This is a genomic window from Streptomyces sp. NPDC048504 (assembly GCF_043200035.1).
Classification (GTDB): domain Bacteria; phylum Actinomycetota; class Actinomycetes; order Streptomycetales; family Streptomycetaceae; genus Streptomyces.
In genome coordinates, this window is record NZ_JBICXA010000001.1 from 603,636 (window position 1) to 621,669 (window position 18,034).

Sequence of the window (18,034 nt, forward strand, 5' to 3'; positions counted from 1 at the left end):
GGCTCCCGTGGTTCAGGGTACTACGTGTTTTCCGGCCAGATGTCCGCACCCGTGATCTGAACCCGCTCCTCGGCCCGCGTTGAGAATACTGTGACCCGTACGTCGAATCCGTTGAGTAGTTCACGGCGTGCCGCGTCGTCATGTGCGGCGTTCCACTCGTCGGCCACGGTCTTTCCAGTGGGTATCATTCTCATCCCGGGGGGGCGCTCGGGCATCTTCTTGAGTTCGCCGATCTCTCGTCCCATGCGGGCGTATTCGTGCCGGTACCATTCCGCATCGTCATCCGAATCGTACAAGCCTGCTGAACGGTCGGCTCGAAGGCGTTTTCTGTCCGCCTCTAGTTCGGCGATTCGAGAGGCGTAGCCGGTTCCGGGGTCGAACTCGCGTTGCATAAGCTGACCATGTCCGTACTTGGCGAGAAACCAATCTTCAACTTCTTTATCCAGCTTGACGGCCTGGATTGATGGGGCGGGTTTACAGTCCTGGGATGTGCGCACTCCGTCTAGTCGGGCGGTGCATGCGTAGCCAATTTTCCTCCCTGCCCGATAATAGACGTAGAGTCGAACTCCACATTTTCCACAGAAAGACAGTCCGGAGAGGAGGCGTGTACCTTTCTGAGCGCGCCGTCCGGTCTGCTTTGTTGCAGTCTTTTCTATCAGTGCGTCTCGTGTCGCATGATCCCACAAGGGAGGGGCTAGCCGTACGGGATGCCCATTAGGGCCAATTACCGGGCGTCCCTTATGCATTAGGTATCCCAACGACCCCTCCTCTGTGAGCAGTCTCATTATTGTGCTGCTTTTCCAGATGGAACCCTTCGGCTTGCGCCCGTATGCGACAGCTCGGTAATCGGCAGGTGAGGGAACTCCTTCCCGGTTAAGTCTGGCGGATTCCGTGAATACGGTCACCTGGCCGGTCTCGTCTGCAAGAATTCGCCGGGCGACGTTGCGGATTACTTTCGCTGCGTCGGGGTCTATCTCGACATGGTCAACCTTTCCCGTGGGTATGAGGCGGATGAAACGGTACCCATACCGGTTCTGTTGCTTTGGCTGACCTGCCTTGCGCGCCCTCTCGGTTTCCTCCCGATTGCGCTTCTGGATTGCTCGCAGCTCCATTTGTGCGCCGAAGGACTCCATGGAAAGGCGCATCTCGTCGTTGGCGTCGTTGAGGTCCCATGGGCCGTCATGGCCATACGTGATCAGTAGACGGTTCGACTCATGGATCATGTAGGCGGTGTTCAGCACGTCGCGTTGATTGCGGCCGATCCGGTCGACAGCCGCGCCGACGATCCCTGAGTACGGGCCCGCCTCTCCTCGGAGCCAAGGGCCAAGTCCCGGACGTGTGAGCGGGTCTGTGGCACCCGAGACTTCCCAGTCGTCGGCCCACGCGATGATGTGACCGCCGACAGACTCAGTTGCACTCAGAACCTGGGCTTCCTGCTTCTCAGGGCTGCTACTTGCCTCGCTCTTCCGTGACAGGCGGCGGACGCCTACGAGGCAGCGCCCGCACCCGTCGTAGTCAGTTGTGACCATCTGGTTCATATTGCTCGCCCTCCAGAGAAAACGCATGTGTGTTTTGCCTTCGCTCCTACCCGACGGCGAGCAGTGGCTCGTCGACCGCATCGCCGACGTGGCCGAGGGCGTCGGCCGTCCCGCGCTCACCGTGGGCGTCATCGGCGGCCGCGGCGGCGCCGGAGCGTCCACGCTCGCGTGCGCCCTCGCCGTCACCTCCGCGCGTGAGGGGCTGCGCACGCTCCTGGTGGACGCGGATCCGCTGGGCGGCGGACTCGACGTACTGCTCGGCGGTGAGACGGCGGAGGGCCTGCGCTGGCCCGCGTTCGCCGCCTCGCGCGGCCGGGTCGGCGGCGGCGCGCTGGAGGAGTCCCTCCCCGAACTCCACTCGCTCCGGGTGCTCAGCTGGGACCGCGGCGACTGCGTCGCCATCCCGCCCCAGGCGGTGCGGGCGGTGCTCGCCGCGGCCCGACGGCGCGGCGGCACGGTGGTGGTCGACCTGCCGCGCCGCATCGACGACGGGGTCGCCGAGGCCCTCGCCCAACTCGACGTCGGCCTCCTCGTGGTCCCCGCCGAACTCCGCGCCGTCGCGGCGGCCGGCCGGGTGGCGTCCGCCGTCGGCATGGTCCTGCGCGACCTCCGCGTGGCGGTACGCGGACCGTACGCCCCCGGCCTGGACGACCGCGAGGTGTCCCGCCTCCTCGGGCTGCCGCTGGCCGGTGAAGTGCCGGTCGAATCGGGGCTGTTGCGGCCGCACGAGGGCAAGTCGCCGCCGGGCACGGCGGGGAGGGGGCCGTTGGCGCGGTTCTGCCGGGAGTTCCTGGAGCGGGCGTTGGTCGAGGTGGGTGGCGTATGAGGCGGCTGGTGAGGAGCGCGGCGAACTCCGAGAGGGACGGTGCGGCGGGTGTCCTGGGGAGCGGGGTGCCTGGGCTTGCGGGGATGGGTGGTTCGGCGGATGCGCCGAGGGGCGCGTCGTTCGGGGACGGCGGTTCGACGGGTGTCCCGGGGAGCGGGGCGGTCGGGGTTGAGCGGGTGAGGGACTCGGGGGGTGCTTCGGGGCGGTGGCCTTCGGGTGGGGCCGGGGTGAGCGGGACCGTCGGGGTCGGTCGGGTGCGGGGTTCGGGTGAGGTCGGGGTGAGTGGGGCGGTCGGGCGTGAGCGGGTGCGGGATTCGGTGGGGGCCGCGGGGCAGTGGGCTTCGAGTGAAGGTGGGGCGAGTGGGGCCGTCGGGGCCGATCGGGTGAAGGGCTCGGTGAGGGCCGCGGGGCAGTGGGCTTCGCGTGAGGGTGGGGCGAGTGGCGGGGCAGGGATGCCTGTCGGACTGCTCGACGGTGTGCGGCGGTGGCTGGCCGAGAGCGGGGGTGAGCCGACGCCCGCGCGGGTGGCGCAGGCGTTGCGGGAGCAGGGGCGGGTGCTGGGGGACGCCGAAGTGCTGGGCGCGGCCGAGCAGTTGCGGTCCGAGCTGGTGGGCAGCGGTCCACTGGAGTCCCTGCTCGCCGACCCCTCCGTGACCGACGTCCTGGTGTCGGCCCCGGACCGGGTGTGGGTCGACCGGGGCGGCGGCCTGGAACTGACCACCGTCTCTTTCCCGGACGCGGCAGCGGTACGACGCCTCGCGCAACGCTTGGCCGCGGTGGCCGGACGCCGGCTGGACGACGCGCGCCCCTGGGCCGATGCCCGGCTGCCCGACGGGACCCGCCTGCACGCCGTACTGCCCCCGGTCGCCGTCGGCTGCACCTGCCTGTCGCTGCGCGTCGTACGACCGCGCGCGTTCACGCTGGACGAGTTGGTCACGGCGGGCACGGTGCCGCCGGGCGGGGACCGCATCCTGCGGGCGTTGATCGAGGCGCGGCTCTCGTTCCTGATCAGCGGCGGTACCGGCACCGGCAAGACGACGTTGCTGAGCGCGCTGCTGGGGCTCGTCGGACCGGGTGAGCGGATCGTGCTCGCGGAGGACTCGGCGGAGTTGAAGCCGGACCATCCGCACGTCGTACGGCTGGAGAGCAGACCCGCCAACCAGGAGGGCGCCGGGCTCGTCACCCTCCAGGACCTGGTCCGCCAGGCACTCCGGATGCGGCCGGACCGGCTGGTCGTCGGCGAGGTGCGCGGGCCTGAGGTTGTTCATTTGCTCGCCGCGCTCAACACGGGTCACGAGGGCGGCTGCGGCACCGTCCACGCGAACGCGGCGGCCGACGTCCCCGCCCGCCTGGAGGCCCTGGGTACGGCCGCGGGCCTCGACCGGGCCGCGCTGCACAGCCAGTTGGCGGCGGCCCTGTCGGTGGTCCTGCATCTCGTACGGGACCGGGCGGGGCGGCGACGGATCGCCGAGGTGCATGTCCTGGAGCGGGATCCGTCGGGGCTGGTGCGGACGGTGCCGGCGTTGCGGTGGGGGGTGGAGGCGTTCGCGTACGAGCGGGGGTGGGAGCGGTTGCGGGAGTTGATTCGGGGTGGGGGCGACGGGGGTCAGGGGCCGGGGTGAGGAGGGGCGTGGGGTCGGCGGAGCGGTTACGGGTGCCGTGCGGGACAGGCGGCAGGTGGGCCGGAGTGGTGATGGGCGTGGGTGCGGGATGGGCCGCAGTGACAGCGAGTGGGAGCGGTGATGGGCGTGGGGATGGGTGAGGTGTCGGTCGGGGTGGTCGCGGTGTGTGTCGGGGGCCTGGTCTGGTTGATGGGTGGGCGGCGATCCGGGGCTCGGCGGGCGGAGTTGTTGTTCGCGGGTGGTGGTGCGGTGGGCATCGGGCCGCCCTCGTGGGAGCGGGCCTTGGGTGAACTGAGGCGGATCCAGGGGCGGTTGCGGGCCGAGTGGTGGGCGCTGGGTGTCGGGCTCGTGTTGGCGGTGCTGGGGGCCTCGGTCGTTCCGGTTGTCGCGGGGGCGGTCGGGGTGCCGTTGCTGCGGCGGGTGCGGCTGGCCGGGGAGGCGCGGCGGGCGCGGGAGTTGCGCGGGGACGCGGTGATCGCGCTGTGCTCGGCGCTCGCCGGGGAGGTGCGTGCTGGGCGGCAGCCCGGGGAGGCGTTGCTGCGGGCGGCGCGTGACTCCGGTGGGCTCGGTGAGGCGCAGGCCGGGGTGTTGGCGGCGGCGCGGTTCGGCGGGGATGTGCCGGGTGCGCTCACCTCGGCGGCACGACAGCCGGGCGCTGAGGGGCTGTTGGGGCTGGCCGCGTGCTGGCGGGTCGCCGTGGATCAGGGCGCGGGGCTCGCGGCGGGACTGGACCGGCTCGAAGGGGCGTTGCGTGCCGACCGGGATCAACGGGCCGATCTTCGCGCTCAGTTGGCGGGGGCGCGGGCCACCGCGGTGATGCTCGCCGGGTTGCCGGTGCTCGGGTTGCTGTTGGGCGCGGCGATGGGTGCGGATCCGTTGCGGGTGTTGCTGCACAGCGGGGCGGGGTTGGGGTGCCTGGTGGTCGGGGGGTTGTTGGAGAGCTTGGGGTTGTGGTGGGCGTTGCGGATCGTGCGGGGGGTGGAGGCGGTGTGAGCGGGGGTGGGTGAGCGAGGTCGGGGTGGGGTGGTGGGGCCGGGTTGGGGGTGGGTGGCTTCGGAGGTGTGCGGGGTGCGGGTGGGTGGGGGCTGGTCGCGCAGTTCCCCGCGCCCCTGAGGGGGTTGGGGGTGGGCGGGGTTGGGGGGTGCGGGTGCGCGGCGGAGCCGCATATCGATACAGCCCCGCGCGCCTAAAGGCATCAGTGTTCGCGGGGTGCCGCGGATCGCTTGGTCGTCGCGGGCTTGACGGGGTGCGGTGCTCGGTGGGAGCCCGGAGCGGCGGTCTGGGTGTGGAAGCGGAAGTCGGTCGTAGTCGGAGAGAGGAGGCGGCGTGAGTGCGGAAGTTGTCCACAGGCTGGGGGTCGTTTTGGGGACCGTGTTGGTCGTGGGGTGGTTGGTGCGGTGGCTGGACGGGGTGCGGTGTGAGCGGCGGGCGCGGCGACGGCTGGCCGGGCTGCTGCTTCGGGAAGTCCGGGAGGCTAGGGAAGTGGCTTCTGCCGGGCGGCGGTTCGAGGCACGGGACGTTGCCAGGCGGTGGCTGCCCGCAGTGGGTGTGGTGGGTGCCGGGTGGGTGCTGGTCGGCGGGGTCGCCGGGGTTGTGGTGGGTGCGGTCGTCGCCGTCGGGCTGTGGCAGTGGCGGCGACGGCAGGCGGCCGACGACACCGTCGCCGAGCGCGATGCCGCCACCGCTGCCCGCCAACTCCCGCTCGCTGCCGATCTGCTGGCCGCCTGCATCGCCGCCGGAGCCTCGCCGGTGATCGCCTCTCAGGCCGTGGGAGAGGCCCTCTCGGGGCCTGTGGGGGAACGGCTGGCGCGTGCGGCGGCGGAGGTGCGGCTCGGTGGTGAACCGGCTGATGCCTGGCGGAGGTTGGCCTCGCTTCCGGGCGCCGGCCCGCTGGCCCGGCTGCTCGAACGGGCCGACGAGTCGGGGCTCCCCGCCGCCGGGCCGGTCGCACGGCTCGCGGCGGAGGCCCGCGCCGACTGGGCCCGCACCACGACGGCACGGGCCCGGCGGGCGGCCGTCCTGATCACCGCACCGGTGGGGCTGTGCTTCCTGCCGGCGTTCATCGCGGTCGGTGTGCTGCCCGTGGTGATCGGGCTCGCGGGCGGGGCGGTGGGAGGGGGCAGCGGCTGACGGGAGGAGCGAGCGGTGACGAACGTATGACGACGAACGGCCGACGTATGACGGGCGATCGCTGAACCTCAGCGGCCGGCCGAGCGAGCAAGTGAACCGACAGGAACCTCACGGGGGTTGAGATGTACAAGGCAATGCAGGCAGTGCAGGCAGTAGCGGTTCGGGCCGTGCGAGCGGCGCGGGTACGGGCACGGTTGGGTGCCTCGGCGCGTGGGGATGCCGGGATGGCCACCGCCGAGTACGCGATGGGGCTGGTCGCGGCGGTGGCGTTCGCGGTGGTGCTCTACAAGGTGGTGACCAGCGGGGCGGTCAGCGCGGAGCTCCAGAGCATCGTGAAGCGGGCCCTCGATGCGAAGGTGTGAACGGCGGGGCGGGGACGAGGGGTTCGTGACGGCGGAGGCGGCCGTGGTGCTGCCCGTGCTGGTGATGTTCGCTATGGCGCTGGTGTGGGGGCTGTTGGTGGTGGCCGCGCAGATCCAGTGCGTGGACGCGGCCCGCTCGGGCGCCCGCGCCGCGGCTCGGCAGGACCCGGCCGACGCGGTCGTCCAGGTGGTCCGGGACACGGCTCCGCGCGGCGCGGAGGTCACCGTTGCCCGGGAGGGCGACCAGGTCCACGTCGTCGTGGTCGCGAAACCGCCGGTGCTGAGCGGACTGCCCTTCGAAGTGCGGGAGGAGGCCGTGGCGTTGGCGGAGGAGACGGTGGGCGAGGGGAGGGCGGGACCGTGAGGTGTCGTATCCGGGCCCTACGGGATGTGATTCCGGACCTGGGGCGCGTGGTTCCGGTTCTGGGGCGGCATAGGAGATCCCGTCACTCGGACCGTGGGTCCGCCACCGTGTGGAGCCTCGGGGCGATGGCCGTGATGTGTGTCGTGTTCGGGGTCGTGCTGGCCCTGGGGCAGGCCGTGGTGGCCCGGCACCGTGCGGCCGGCGGTGCGGATCTCGCGGCGCTCGCGGCGGCCGACCACTGGGCGGAGGGCGGTACGGGGGCCTGCGCCCGGGCTGAGCGGGTGGCGCGGGCGCAGGGGACGCGGCTCGTGCGGTGCGCTGTCGTGGGTGAGACGTCGGACGTGACGGCGTCGGCGGGCCGGGGGCCGTTCGCGGCGGAGGTCAGGTCACGGGCGGGGCCTGCGGGCCCGGTACCGCCCCTGGCGCCCGCACCGGCCCCTGCGTCACCGGCGCCTGCCCCGCCACCGGGCCCTGCACCACCGGCGCCCGCGCTTCCAGCGGCGCCGGCCTCACCGGCACCCTGAGCCTCAACCGGCACCCTGAGCCGCAGCCGCAGCCGCAGCCGCAGCCGCAGCCGCAGCCGCAGCACGCCGACGCCGTAGCTGGTCCGCAGCACGCCCGTTAGATCCCGCCCACCTTCTCTCCGGGCACCTCTCCCACACCCCCCGGCACCTCTCGCACATCCTTCGGAGCTCCCCGCAGCAGCTCCGTCAGCAGCCGCACGGCCCCCCGCTTGTGCAACGGATCGTTGCCGTTGCCGCACTTGGGGGACTGGATGCAGGACGGGCAGCCGGCGTCGCATTCGCAGGAGGCGATGGCCTGGAGGGTGGCGGTGAGCCAGGCGTGGGCGGTGTGGAAGGCGCGTTCCGCGAAGCCCGCGCCGCCCGGGTGTCCGTCGTAGACGAAGACCGTGGGGAGCAGGGTGTCGGGGTGCAGGGGGACGGACACGCCGCCGATGTCCCAGCGGTCGCAGGTGGCGAAGAGGGGGAGCATGCCGATCGAGGCGTGTTCGGCGGCGTGGAGGGCGCCGCCGAGGATCTCGGGGTTGATGCGGGCGGCGTCGAGTTGGTCCTCGGTGACCGTCCACCAGACCGCGCGGGTGCGGAGGGTGCGAGGGGGGAGGTCGAGTTTTGATTCGCCCAGGACTTCGCCGGTGATGACACGTCTGCGGAGGAAGGAGACGACCTGGTTGGTGACTTCGACGGAGCCGTAGCACAACCGGCCCTGACCCCAGGGGATTTCGACGTCCGTCTCCAGGACGGAGATCGCCGTGGTGTCGCGGGCGACCGTCGAGTAGGGCGGGTTGGCCTCCTCGACCAGGGCCACCGAGTCCTCCAGGTCCAGGGAACGCACCAGGTACGTGCGGCCCTGGTGGAGGTGGACCGCGCCCTCGTGGGCGGTCGTGTGGGAGGCGGCCTCGTCGACCGTGCCCAGGAGGCGGCCCGTGCCGTTCTCGACGATCTGGACCGGGTTTCCGCCCCCGCCGCGGATGTCGGTGAGGTCGGCGGCCCGTTCGCGGCGCGTCCAGTGCCAGGCCTTCGCCCGGCGGCGGAGCAGCTTCGCGGCCTCCAACTGCGGCAGCAGATCCGCCGTCGCCGGGCCGAAGAGGTCCAAGTCCTCGTCGGTGAGCGGGAGTTCGGCTGCCGCCGCGCACAGGTGCGGGGCCAGGACGTAAGGGTTGTCCGGGTCCAGGACCGTGGACTCCACCGGCTGGTCGAACAGGGCCTCCGGGTGGTGGACGAGGAACGTGTCCAGGGGGTCGTCGCGGGCCACCAGGATGGCCAGCGCTCCCCGGCCGGAGCGTCCGGCGCGGCCGGCCTGCTGCCAGAGGGAGGCGCGGGTGCCGGGGTAGCCGGCGATCAGTACGGCGTCCAGGCCCGAGACGTCGATGCCGAGTTCGAGGGCGGTGGTGGCGGCGAGGCCGAGCAACTCGCCGGAGTGGAGGGCGCGTTCGAGGGCTCGGCGCTCCTCGGGGAGGTAGCCGCCGCGGTAGGCGGCGACCCGGCGGGCCAGCGAGCGGTCGACCTCGGCGAGGCGTTCCTGGGCGATCAGCGCGATCAGCTCGGCGCCGCGCCGGGACCGTACGAAGGCCACCGAGCGGACGCCCTGGACGGCGAGGTCGGTGAGGAGGTCGGCCGTCTCGGCGGTGGCCGTGCGTCGAACGGGTGCGCCCTTCTCGCCGTGCAGTTCGGTGAGCGGGGGCTCCCACAGGGCGAACACCAGTTCACCGCGGGGCGATGCGTCGTCGGCGACCTCGACCACCGGGAGGCCGGTGAGGCGGCGGGCGGCGACCGAGGGCTCGGCGGCGGTGGCGGAGGCGAGGAGGAAGACGGGGGAGGAGCCGTAGCGGGCGCAGAGGCGGCGCAGGCGGCGGAGCACCTGGGCGACGTGGGAGCCGAAGACGCCCCGGTAGGTGTGGCACTCGTCGATGACGACGTACTTCAGGGACTTCAGGAAGGAGGACCAGCGCGGGTGCGAGGGCAATATGCCGCGGTGGAGCATGTCGGGGTTGGTCAGGACGTAGTTGGCGTACTGGCGGACCCACTCGCGCTCCTCGAACGGAGTGTCGCCGTCGTACACGGCCGGGCGAACGGCATTGCCCAGAGGTTGTGAAAGTTCCTTCACGGAGCGGAGCTGGTCCGCTGCCAGGGCTTTTGTGGGCGCCAGGTAGAGCGCGGTGGTGCCGCGGCCGTTCGGCGCCTCGGAGCCGTCGAGGAGCGCGGAGAGGACCGGTACCAGATAAGCCAGCGACTTGCCCGAGGCGGTGCCTGTGGCAACGATCACTGAGTCGCCGTCGAGGGCGTGCTCGGCGGCCTGTGCCTGGTGGGCCCAGGGGTGTTCGATACCCGCTTCCTGGACGGTGGCGATCACCTCGGCGCGAATCCGGTCAGGCCAGACGGCATGGCGGCCCTCGCGCGGGGGCAAGTGCTCCGTATGAGTGATGCGCGAAGCCCGGCTCGGTCCCGACGCCAGCCGGTCCAGAACCGTGCTCGGCGAGAGGCCGGACACGGGGTCCGCCGAGGGGCGATCGGTTCGCTGATTCTTGGCCATCGGCACCGAGTGTGTCACTGGCGTGACGGACAATGGAGCCAAGGCGTCGTGCACGCCCTGCGGTAAGTGATTGAATGCCATCGCGGCTGGCGAACCGTCCTGGGGGCTCTGCCGAGGTGTCCCATGGGATGACCGCTCGATAGCAAGGTGCTGGAGGATCCGTGGACCTGTCCCTGTCGACCCGTACCGTCGGCGATCGTACGGTCGTCGAGGTCGGTGGCGAAATCGACGTATATACCGCGCCCAAGTTGCGCGAACAGCTGGTCGAGCTGGTGAACGACGGGAGTTTCCACCTCGTCGTGGACATGGAGGGAGTCGACTTCCTCGACTCCACCGGGCTCGGTGTGCTGGTCGGCGGCCTGAAGCGGGTGCGTGCCCACGAGGGCTCGCTGCGCCTGGTCTGCAACCAGGAGCGCATTCTGAAGATCTTCCGTATCACCGGCCTCACCAAGGTGTTCCCGATTCACACCTCGGTCGAGGAAGCGGTGGCGGCCACCGACTGACCGACCGTTCCGGGAGCGGCGTGTGACCGCTCCCCGATCGGCCGTATAGACGACCGGTGGACCGGGCTTTCGGCGGCCCGGCCCTCCGACAGCACGCCCGTAGTCCCGAGGGGGATGCATGGCCACCGTTGAACTCCGCTTCAGCGCGCTGCCCGAGCACGTCAGGACCGCCCGACTGGTGGCGGCAGCGGTGGCGCGCAGGGCCGGAGTGGACGAGGCCGTACTCGACGAGGTCAGACTCGCCGTGGGTGAGGCCTGCACCCGTGCCGTCGGGCTGCACCAGAGCAGTGGGATCACCGCCCCGGTGAAGGTGCTGCTGATCGAGGAGGAGAAGCAGTTCTCCATCGAGGTCGGCGACGAGGCACCACGTTCGGCTCCCGGCGACAAGGCGCCCGGGTCGCCGGGCGACGATCCGGACGCGGAGACCGAGGAGGACGAGATGGGCCTCGCTGTCATCAGCGGGCTCGTCGACGACGTCGAGGTCACCGCGGGGGAGCACGGCGGATCGATCCGTATGACCTGGCCGACGACCCCGCCGGCCACGACGCTTTCCTGAAGACAACGCCGCACACCACAGCCGAAGGGCCCTGCTGAGCAGGGCCCTTCGGCATTTCCGGGAGAGTACCGCGAGCGAGAGTTCTCCGCGCGGTGGAATTCGTGAATTAATTCACGATCAATGCCCGATCAATGCTCTGATCGGCGCCCCGATGATTTGATCAAGCGCCAATGCTTTTAAGGCATTACTATGCGAAGGCCAATTCCGTTTGCCGCGCTCTGTTTTGATCAGGTTCCGGTACCTACAATCCGTCCACATCTTGAGCTCAGCACAGGCGTCAAGGAGGACGAATGGCGGGGCTTTCTACCCCTCAGCAGTTTGATCACCCCACAACCTTCGCAGCAGCAGTTCTGACCGACGACAACCGCATCCTCGTGATGGTGATCGGCCTCGTCGCACTGGCGGCGCTGGTGGTCGCGGGCATCCTGGTCCGCGAGGTCCTCGCGGCAGGCGAGGGCACCGACAGCATGAAGAAGATCGCGGCAGCGGTCCAGGAGGGCGCGAACGCCTATCTGGGACGGCAGCTGCGCACGGTCGGCGTATTCGCCGTGATCGTTTTCTTCCTGCTTCTGCTGCTCCCCGCGGACGACTGGAATCAGCGCGCCGGACGATCGATCTTCTTCCTGATCGGCGCGGTGTTCTCGGCGACCACCGGCTATATCGGCATGTGGCTCGCCGTACGCAGTAATGTCCGTGTCGCCGCGGCGGCCCGGGAAGCGACCCCGGCGGAGGGCGAGCCGGAAAAGGATCTCACCGCCGTCTCGCACAAAGCAATGAAGATCGCTTTCCGCACGGGCGGCGTCGTCGGCATGTTCACGGTGGGGCTCGGTCTGCTGGGCGCCTCGTGCGTGGTGCTGGTGTACGCGGCCGACGCGCCCAAGGTGCTGGAGGGATTCGGCCTCGGTGCCGCCCTCATCGCCATGTTCATGAGGGTCGGCGGCGGCATCTTCACCAAGGCCGCCGACGTCGGCGCCGACCTGGTCGGCAAGGTCGAGAAGGGCATCCCGGAGGACGACCCGCGCAACGCCGCGACCATCGCCGACAACGTGGGCGACAACGTCGGCGACTGCGCGGGCATGGCAGCCGACCTCTTCGAGTCGTACGCCGTGACGCTGGTCGCCGCGCTGATCCTCGGCAAGGCCGCCTTCGGCGACTCCGGGCTCGCCTTCCCGCTGCTCGTGCCGGCGATCGGTGTGATCACCGCCATGATCGGCATCTTCGCGGTGGCACCGCGCCGGACCGACCGCAGCGGCATGTCCGCGATCAACCGGGGTTTCTTCATCTCCGCGGTGATCTCGCTCGTGCTGGTGGCGGTCGCGGTCTTCGTCTACCTGCCGTCGTCGTACGCCGACCTCGACGGCGTCACCGACGCGGCGATCAAGGCCAAGGACGGCGATCCGCGGATCCTCGCGCTCGTCGCCGTGGCCATCGGCATCGTGCTCGCCGCACTGATCCAGCAGCTGACCGGCTACTTCACGGAGACCAACCGCCGTCCCGTGATGGACATCGGCAAGACCTCGCTCACGGGTCCGGCCACCGTCATCCTCGCCGGGATCTCGCTGGGCCTCGAATCGGCCGTCTACACCGCCCTGTTGATCGGTCTCGCCGTCTACGGGGCGTTCCTGCTCGGCGGCGCGTCGATCATGCTGGCGCTGTTCGCGGTGGCCCTGGCCGGTACCGGTCTGCTCACCACGGTCGGTGTGATCGTCGCCATGGACACCTTCGGGCCGGTCTCCGACAACGCGCAGGGCATCGCCGAGATGTCCGGCGACGTCGAGGGCGCGGGCGCGCAGGTGCTCACCAACCTGGACGCGGTGGGCAACACCACCAAGGCCATCACGAAGGGCATCGCCATCGCCACCGCCGTTCTGGCGGCGTCGGCGCTCTTCGGGTCGTACCGGGACGCGATCGTCACCGCCGCCAACGACGTCGGCGAGAAGGTCTCGGGACCCGGCGCGCCACTCAACCTGATGATGGACATCTCCCAGCCCAACAACCTGGTGGGCCTCATCGTGGGCGCCGCGGTCGTCTTCCTCTTCTCCGGGCTGGCGATCAACGCGGTCTCGCGGTCCGCGGGGGCCGTGGTCTACGAGGTGCGGCGGCAGTTCCGCGAGCACCCCGGGATCATGGACTACACCGAGACACCGGAGTACGGCCGCGTCGTCGACATCTGCACCAAGGACGCGCTGCGTGAGCTGGCCACGCCCGGTCTGCTCGCCGTGCTCACGCCGATCGCGGTCGGGTTCACGCTCGGCGTCGGCGCGCTCGGCTCGTTCCTCGCGGGCGCGATCGGCACCGGCACGCTGATGGCGGTCTTCCTCGCGAACTCGGGCGGTGCGTGGGACAACGCGAAGAAACTCGTCGAGGACGGCAACCACGGCGGCAAGGGCAGCGAGGCCCATGCCGCCACGGTGATCGGCGACACGGTCGGCGACCCGTTCAAGGACACCGCGGGCCCGGCCATCAACCCGCTGCTGAAGGTGATGAACCTCGTCGCGCTGCTCATCGCGCCCGCGGTCATCAAGTTCAGCTACGGCGACGACAAGAACATCGGGGTGCGCATCACGATCTCGGTGCTCGCGTTCCTCGTGATCGCCGTCTCCGTGTACATCTCCAAGCGGCGCGGGATCGCCGTGGGGGACGACGGCGACGACGCCGACCGGACAGCCAAGTCGGCGGATCCGGCGGTCGTTTCGTAGGAGGTCCTACGGACCCGGCTCCAGGGTCCTACGAGGCTCGGCTCAACAGGCGGGCGGGTGGCGCGAGTTGTGGGCGCCGCCCGCCCGTTCTGTCTGTGTTCAGACCTCCGCCGTGAGCCTTCTCTCGCTTGTTGCAAATGGCTTCAAAAGGTCTCCTATCGGACATTGGGCCCGGAGGTGCGGCCTGTCCGCCGTGTATGTTCCGGGGCCGAGAGCCATGGAAGGGACCAATCCGGTGAACAAGAAGCTCGCGGCCGCACTGTCCGGCGGTGCGGTACTGGTACTGGGGCTGTCGGGATGCGGCGGCAGCGGCGACGACAGCGACGCCAAGCTGGACGCCTGGGCCAAGCAGGTCTGCGTCGCGGTGCAGCCGCAGGCGAAGAAGATCGAGGCCGCCAACACGGCGATCCAGAAGGAGACCTCGGACAACAGCACCCCGGAAGAGGTCCAGAAGACCGACTCGCAGGCCTTCCAGGACATGTCCGACGCCTACAAGGCGATCGGGGCCGCCGTGAACACCGCCGGGGCACCGGACGTCGACAACGGCGCGAAGAAGCAGCAGGACGCGGTGAAGGAGCTCAACGGCATCTCCACGTCGTACGCCACCCTGAAGGGCCAGGTGGACGCGCTGAACACCAAGGACCAGGCCAAGTTCGCGGACGGCCTCAAGGGTATCGCGACCTCCCTGGACAAGCTCAGCACGAGCGGGAACGACGCCCTGAAGACCCTCGAAGAGGGCGATGTCGGCAAGGCGATGACCAAGCAGGAGGCCTGCAAGGCGGCGACTCCGGTGGCTTCGTCGTCGGCGGCCTGATTTGTTTCAGTTGCTGAAAGATGCCCCGGTACGCGTGTGTGCCGGGGCCTTCGCATGCGCGCGGGGCCGTGTCGGCCGGTGCCACGCGGGTTGTCGGTGGGAGCGGCCACAATGGGGGTGTGAGTAACTCCACCCTGTCCACCCTGCCCGCATCCGACCGCCCGGAGGTCGCCGCCCGGCTCCGGGACGCCCTGCTCGGCGCCGCCTTCACCGCCGACGGACTGCTCGAACTGCTCGGCGCCCCCGCGTACGCGGCGCTGGCCCGCAGCGAGACCGTGCCGGCCCTCCGGGCGACCAGAGGCGATACCCCGCTGGAGACGCTGGTCCGGCTGTTCCTGCTCCAGCAGCCCGTGCCGCACGCACGCGTGGCGGACGTCCTGCCCGTCGCCGCGTGCGTGGAGGACGGGTGGCTGGTCTCGGTCGGCACCGACGAGGTCGCCGCGACCGTGGACGTACGGCCGTACGGCGGGCCCGACGGCGAGGACTGGTTCATCGTGTCCGACCTGGGGTGCGCGGTCGGCGGGGTCGGCGGGATCGGCAGCCGGGACGAAGGCGTCGTCCTCGGGGTGGGCGGCGCGTCCACCACGCTCGCGGGGATCACCGTACGGACGCCGGTCTCCGCCGCGCTCGACCTCGGCACCGGGTCCGGCATCCAGGCGCTGCACGCGGCCCGGCACGCCACGCGCGTGACGGCCACCGACCTCAACCCCCGTGCCCTGCACATCACCGCGCTCACCCTCGCGCTGTCCGGAGCGCCGGCCGCCGACCTCCGCGAGGGCTCGCTCTTCGAGCCGGTCCGGGACGACGAGACGTATGAACTCATCGTGTCCAACCCGCCGTTCGTGATCTCGCCGGGCGCCCGGCTGACCTACCGCGACGGCGGGATGGGCGGGGACGATCTGTGCCGGTCGCTCGTTCAGCAAGCGGGCGACCGCCTGCGCGAGGGCGGGTTCGCGCAGTTCCTCGCCAACTGGCAGCACGTGGAGGGGGAGGACTGGCAGGACCGGCTGCGCTCCTGGGTGCCGCGCGGGTGCGACGCCTGGATCGTGCAGCGCGAGGTCCAGGACGTCACGCAGTACGCCGAGTTGTGGCTCAGGGACGCGGGCGACCACCAGGGCGACACGGCCGCGTACGAGGCGCTCTACGACGCGTGGCTCGACGAGTTCGAGGCGCGCAAGGTCAAGGCCGTGGGCTTCGGCTGGATCACGCTGCGCAGGACGGGCTCCGACGCGCCCTCGATCACCGTCGAGGAGTGGCCGCACCCGGTCGAGCAGCCGCTCGGCGACACCGTGCGGGAGCACTTCGACCGCGTCGACTATCTGCGCGCCCACGACGACGCGGCCCTGCTCGCCGCCCACTTCAGGCTCGCCCCCGAGATCATCCAGGAACAGGTCGGGCTGCCCGGCGCCGAGGACCCCGAGCACGTCGTGCTGCGCCAGCACCGCGGGATGCGCCGGGCGACCAAGGTCGACACGGTCGGCGCGGGTTTCGCCGGCGTCTGCGACGGCACGCTGAGCGCGGGCCGCATCCTGGACGCCATCGCCCAACTCATGGGCGAGGACCCGGTTCTGCTCCGCGACCGGACACCGGCGCAGATCCGGCTGCTGGTGGAACAGGGGTTCCTGGAGCCGGTGGGGTGAGTGGTGCCTACGGCTGACCGGCGTGGTGGGGTGACTGGTGCCGGCGGCTGGCTGGCGCGGGCGATGATCGGGTGCGGACGGCTGACTGGCGTGGGGTGACGGTCGGTTGGGGGCGGCTGACTGGCGCGGGGCGGCGGGCGGTTGCGGGTGGCTGGCCATTTTCCGAGGCCGGAGCTGGCCGGTTGCCCTCAGGCCGACCGGCCACTCCTGGACGGGAGTTGGTGTCGGACGGGAGTTGGTCCCGATCGGGCGGTTGCTCCCGGTCGGCACCTGCTTCTGCCGACGGCTGCACGCAGCGGCCGACCGCGACCCGGCCGCCGGTCTCCCGCACCGCCGAACGTTCCTACGGCCGGCCCGACCATCGCACCGCAATGTGCCCGCCGTATCCGCCGCCCGCCCGCCGTACGGCGCCCCAGCCCCTCCCCGCCCCTGTCACGCCTGAGGCCTCCCCGCACCACTGGGCCGCAGGTGTCCCCATCCGGCGAGATTGCTCGGATCGGTGCGGAAAAGCCCTCTTGTCAGTGGCGGGTGCGAGGCTACTTTCGGAGACAGGTTCCACGCGTCCTCGGGGGAGGCGCGCCGTCTCGGGGGAGGCGTGATGGCCGGGGATACGCCGGAGCAGGGCGAGGGCAGTGTCGTCAACGGGCGCTACCGGCTGCTGCGCATGCTCGGCGCGGGCGGCATGCGACGCGTATGGCTCGCGTACGACGAGGAGTTGGCCTGCGAGGTCGTCCTCAAGGAGATCACGCTGCCGGATGCGTCGGGGGACGGCGGCGAGCGCGCGCAGCGCATCGCGCGGGCGCGTGGCGTGGCGCGACACGCGGCCCGGTTGCGCGGCCATCCGCATGTGGCGACCGTGCACGACGTGGTGATCCACGAGGGCATGCCCTGGATCGTCATGGAGTACGTCCCGGACGGCGTCGACCTCCAGGCGGTCCTATGGCGTTCGGGCCCGCTGCCGCCCGCCCGGGTGGCCCGCATCGGGCTCGCCGTCCTCGACGCGCTCACCGCCGGGCACCGCATCGGCATCCTGCACCGGGACGTGAAACCGGCCAACATCCTTCTGGCACCGGACGCTTCGGGCGATCCGTACGCGCGCGTGCTGCTCACCGACTACGGCATCGCCCTCCAGCCCGAGTCCCACGGACCCCGCCTCACCGCCACCGCCGGCATCGTCGGCACACCCGGGTACCTCGCCCCGGAATGCGCCCGAGGCGAGCCGCCGACTCCGGGCGCGGACCTGTTCTCCCTGGGCGCCACGCTGTACGCCGCCGTCGAGGGTCGCGGCCCGTTCGATCGCGACGGCGACTTCGCGACGCTCACGGCTCTGCTCGGCGAGGACCCGACACCCGCCGTCCGCGCGGGTGAACTGGCGCCGGTACTCCAGGGGTTGCTGGTCAAGGACCCGGCGTTGCGGTCGACGCCGGAGACTGCGGCGCGGGGGTTGGAGCGGGTGGGGCGGCGGGTCGGCGCGGCGCCGGGGAGTCTGACGACGCCGGACGGGGTTGGTCGAGGGGCGGATGGGGACGGGGTCCGTCGGAGGGCGGACGGGGGCGGGCTTGGGCGGAGGGCGGATGAGTTCGGCCCGCTGCCGGACGGGTTCCGCCGGATGCCGGAGGGGTTCGGCCCGCCGCCGGAGGGTTTCGCGCCGGCACCGGGCGGTGGTGGCTCGCCGCCGGATGATTTCGGACCGGTGCAGGACGGTCATGGCTCGGCAGCGGATGGTTTTGGTCCGGTGCGGGGTGGTGGTCCGTCGCCGGGTGGTTTCGGGCCAGTGCCGGGCGGTGGCGCCCCGGCAGCGGACGGTTTCGGGCTGGTGCAGGACGGTGGTGATTCGGCAGCGGATGGTTTTGGTCCGGTGCGGGGTGGTGGTCCGTCGCCGGGTGGTTTCGGGCCAGTGCCGGGCGGTGGCGCCCCGGCAGCGGACGG

Annotated in this window: 14 protein-coding genes and 1 pseudogene; 13 read left to right on the forward strand and 2 right to left on the reverse strand. The window is 71.1% G+C overall.

Translation table 11 applies throughout. The features are described 5' to 3' along the window. Nucleotides 1-20: 20 nt before the first annotated feature. Nucleotides 21-1,538, reverse strand: coding sequence for a recombinase family protein (locus ACGFY9_RS02855; protein ID WP_393751269.1), 1,518 nt, complete (start codon nucleotides 1,536-1,538; stop codon nucleotides 21-23). Between the two features lie 43 nt (nucleotides 1,539-1,581). On the opposite strand from ACGFY9_RS02855, the pseudogene ssd reads away from it, so the two are divergent. The 7 genes and pseudogenes from ssd to ACGFY9_RS02890 form a co-directional block, all read left to right on the forward strand. Further along, a pseudogene (gene ssd / locus ACGFY9_RS02860) lies at nucleotides 1,582-2,364 on the forward strand (septum site-determining protein Ssd); the annotation flags it as partial. 452 nt (nucleotides 2,365-2,816) lie between these two features. Next, nucleotides 2,817-3,986, forward strand: coding sequence for a TadA family conjugal transfer-associated ATPase (locus tag ACGFY9_RS02865; protein ID WP_393751271.1), 1,170 nt, complete (start codon nucleotides 2,817-2,819; stop codon nucleotides 3,984-3,986). A gap of 120 nt (nucleotides 3,987-4,106) precedes the next feature. Then, complete coding sequence (locus ACGFY9_RS02870) at nucleotides 4,107-4,979, forward strand: type II secretion system F family protein (RefSeq protein WP_393751273.1); 873 nt, start codon at nucleotides 4,107-4,109, stop codon at nucleotides 4,977-4,979. 333 nt (nucleotides 4,980-5,312) lie between these two features. Continuing rightward, nucleotides 5,313-6,116 (forward strand): type II secretion system F family protein, encoded by an 804-nt coding sequence (locus ACGFY9_RS02875; protein WP_393751275.1) that lies wholly within the window; start codon nucleotides 5,313-5,315, stop codon nucleotides 6,114-6,116. Nucleotides 6,117-6,250: 134 nt separating this feature from the next. Further along, the gene (locus tag ACGFY9_RS02880; RefSeq protein WP_393751770.1) at nucleotides 6,251-6,478 is read left to right on the forward strand and encodes a DUF4244 domain-containing protein; all 228 of its coding nucleotides are present in this window, start codon (nucleotides 6,251-6,253) and stop codon (nucleotides 6,476-6,478) included. Continuing rightward, entirely contained in the window at nucleotides 6,465-6,842 is a 378-nt protein-coding gene (locus tag ACGFY9_RS02885; protein ID WP_393751277.1) for a TadE family type IV pilus minor pilin, read from the forward strand. The genes ACGFY9_RS02880 and ACGFY9_RS02885 overlap by 14 nt, the downstream gene beginning before the upstream one ends. Before the next feature lie 125 nt (nucleotides 6,843-6,967). Continuing rightward, a complete protein-coding gene (locus ACGFY9_RS02890) occupies nucleotides 6,968-7,366 on the forward strand; it encodes an Rv3654c family TadE-like protein (protein WP_393751279.1) in 399 nt (132 codons plus the stop codon). Between the two features lie 97 nt (nucleotides 7,367-7,463). Here ACGFY9_RS02890 and ACGFY9_RS02895 read toward each other — a convergent pair whose 3' ends face one another. Next, nucleotides 7,464-9,974, reverse strand: a complete 2,511-nt coding sequence (locus ACGFY9_RS02895) for a DEAD/DEAH box helicase (protein ID WP_393751281.1) — start codon at nucleotides 9,972-9,974, stop codon at nucleotides 7,464-7,466. A gap of 80 nt (nucleotides 9,975-10,054) precedes the next feature. Here ACGFY9_RS02895 and bldG point away from each other — a divergent pair, with 80 nt between their 5' ends. The 6 genes from bldG to ACGFY9_RS02925 all read left to right on the forward strand — a co-directional run. Further along, nucleotides 10,055-10,396 (forward strand): anti-sigma factor antagonist BldG, encoded by a 342-nt coding sequence (gene bldG, locus ACGFY9_RS02900; RefSeq protein ID WP_003975386.1) that lies wholly within the window; start codon nucleotides 10,055-10,057, stop codon nucleotides 10,394-10,396. 118 nt (nucleotides 10,397-10,514) lie between these two features. Then, nucleotides 10,515-10,952, forward strand: coding sequence for an ATP-binding protein (locus ACGFY9_RS02905; RefSeq protein WP_393751283.1), 438 nt, complete (start codon nucleotides 10,515-10,517; stop codon nucleotides 10,950-10,952). Between the two features lie 290 nt (nucleotides 10,953-11,242). After that, entirely contained in the window at nucleotides 11,243-13,651 is a 2,409-nt protein-coding gene (locus tag ACGFY9_RS02910; protein ID WP_393751285.1) for a sodium-translocating pyrophosphatase, read from the forward strand. 217 nt (nucleotides 13,652-13,868) lie between these two features. Continuing rightward, complete coding sequence (locus tag ACGFY9_RS02915) at nucleotides 13,869-14,465, forward strand: small secreted protein (protein ID WP_393751287.1); 597 nt, start codon at nucleotides 13,869-13,871, stop codon at nucleotides 14,463-14,465. 119 nt (nucleotides 14,466-14,584) lie between these two features. Beyond that, a complete protein-coding gene (locus tag ACGFY9_RS02920) occupies nucleotides 14,585-16,105 on the forward strand; it encodes a methyltransferase (RefSeq protein ID WP_393751289.1) in 1,521 nt (506 codons plus the stop codon). Between the two features lie 598 nt (nucleotides 16,106-16,703). After that, a partial coding sequence (locus ACGFY9_RS02925) for a serine/threonine-protein kinase (RefSeq protein ID WP_393751291.1) occupies nucleotides 16,704-18,034 on the forward strand: 1,331 nt, incomplete at its 3' end.

Bases quoted from the DNA above. Each gene is read 5' to 3' on its own strand.
- ACGFY9_RS02855 (WP_393751269.1), bottom strand. From the start codon at position 1,538: ATGAACCAGATGGTCACAACTGACTACGACGGGTGCGGGCGCTGCCTC.
- ACGFY9_RS02865 (WP_393751271.1), top strand. From the start codon at position 2,817: ATGCCTGTCGGACTGCTCGACGGTGTGCGGCGGTGGCTGGCCGAGAGC.
- ACGFY9_RS02870 (WP_393751273.1), top strand. From the start codon at position 4,107: ATGGGCGTGGGGATGGGTGAGGTGTCGGTCGGGGTGGTCGCGGTGTGT.
- ACGFY9_RS02880 (WP_393751770.1), top strand. From the start codon at position 6,251: ATGCAGGCAGTGCAGGCAGTAGCGGTTCGGGCCGTGCGAGCGGCGCGG.
- ACGFY9_RS02885 (WP_393751277.1), top strand. From the start codon at position 6,465: ATGCGAAGGTGTGAACGGCGGGGCGGGGACGAGGGGTTCGTGACGGCG.
- ACGFY9_RS02890 (WP_393751279.1), top strand. From the start codon at position 6,968: ATGGCCGTGATGTGTGTCGTGTTCGGGGTCGTGCTGGCCCTGGGGCAG.
- ACGFY9_RS02895 (WP_393751281.1), bottom strand. From the start codon at position 9,974: ATGGCATTCAATCACTTACCGCAGGGCGTGCACGACGCCTTGGCTCCA.
- ACGFY9_RS02905 (WP_393751283.1), top strand. From the start codon at position 10,515: ATGGCCACCGTTGAACTCCGCTTCAGCGCGCTGCCCGAGCACGTCAGG.
- ACGFY9_RS02910 (WP_393751285.1), top strand. From the start codon at position 11,243: ATGGCGGGGCTTTCTACCCCTCAGCAGTTTGATCACCCCACAACCTTC.
- ACGFY9_RS02915 (WP_393751287.1), top strand. From the start codon at position 13,869: ATGGAAGGGACCAATCCGGTGAACAAGAAGCTCGCGGCCGCACTGTCC.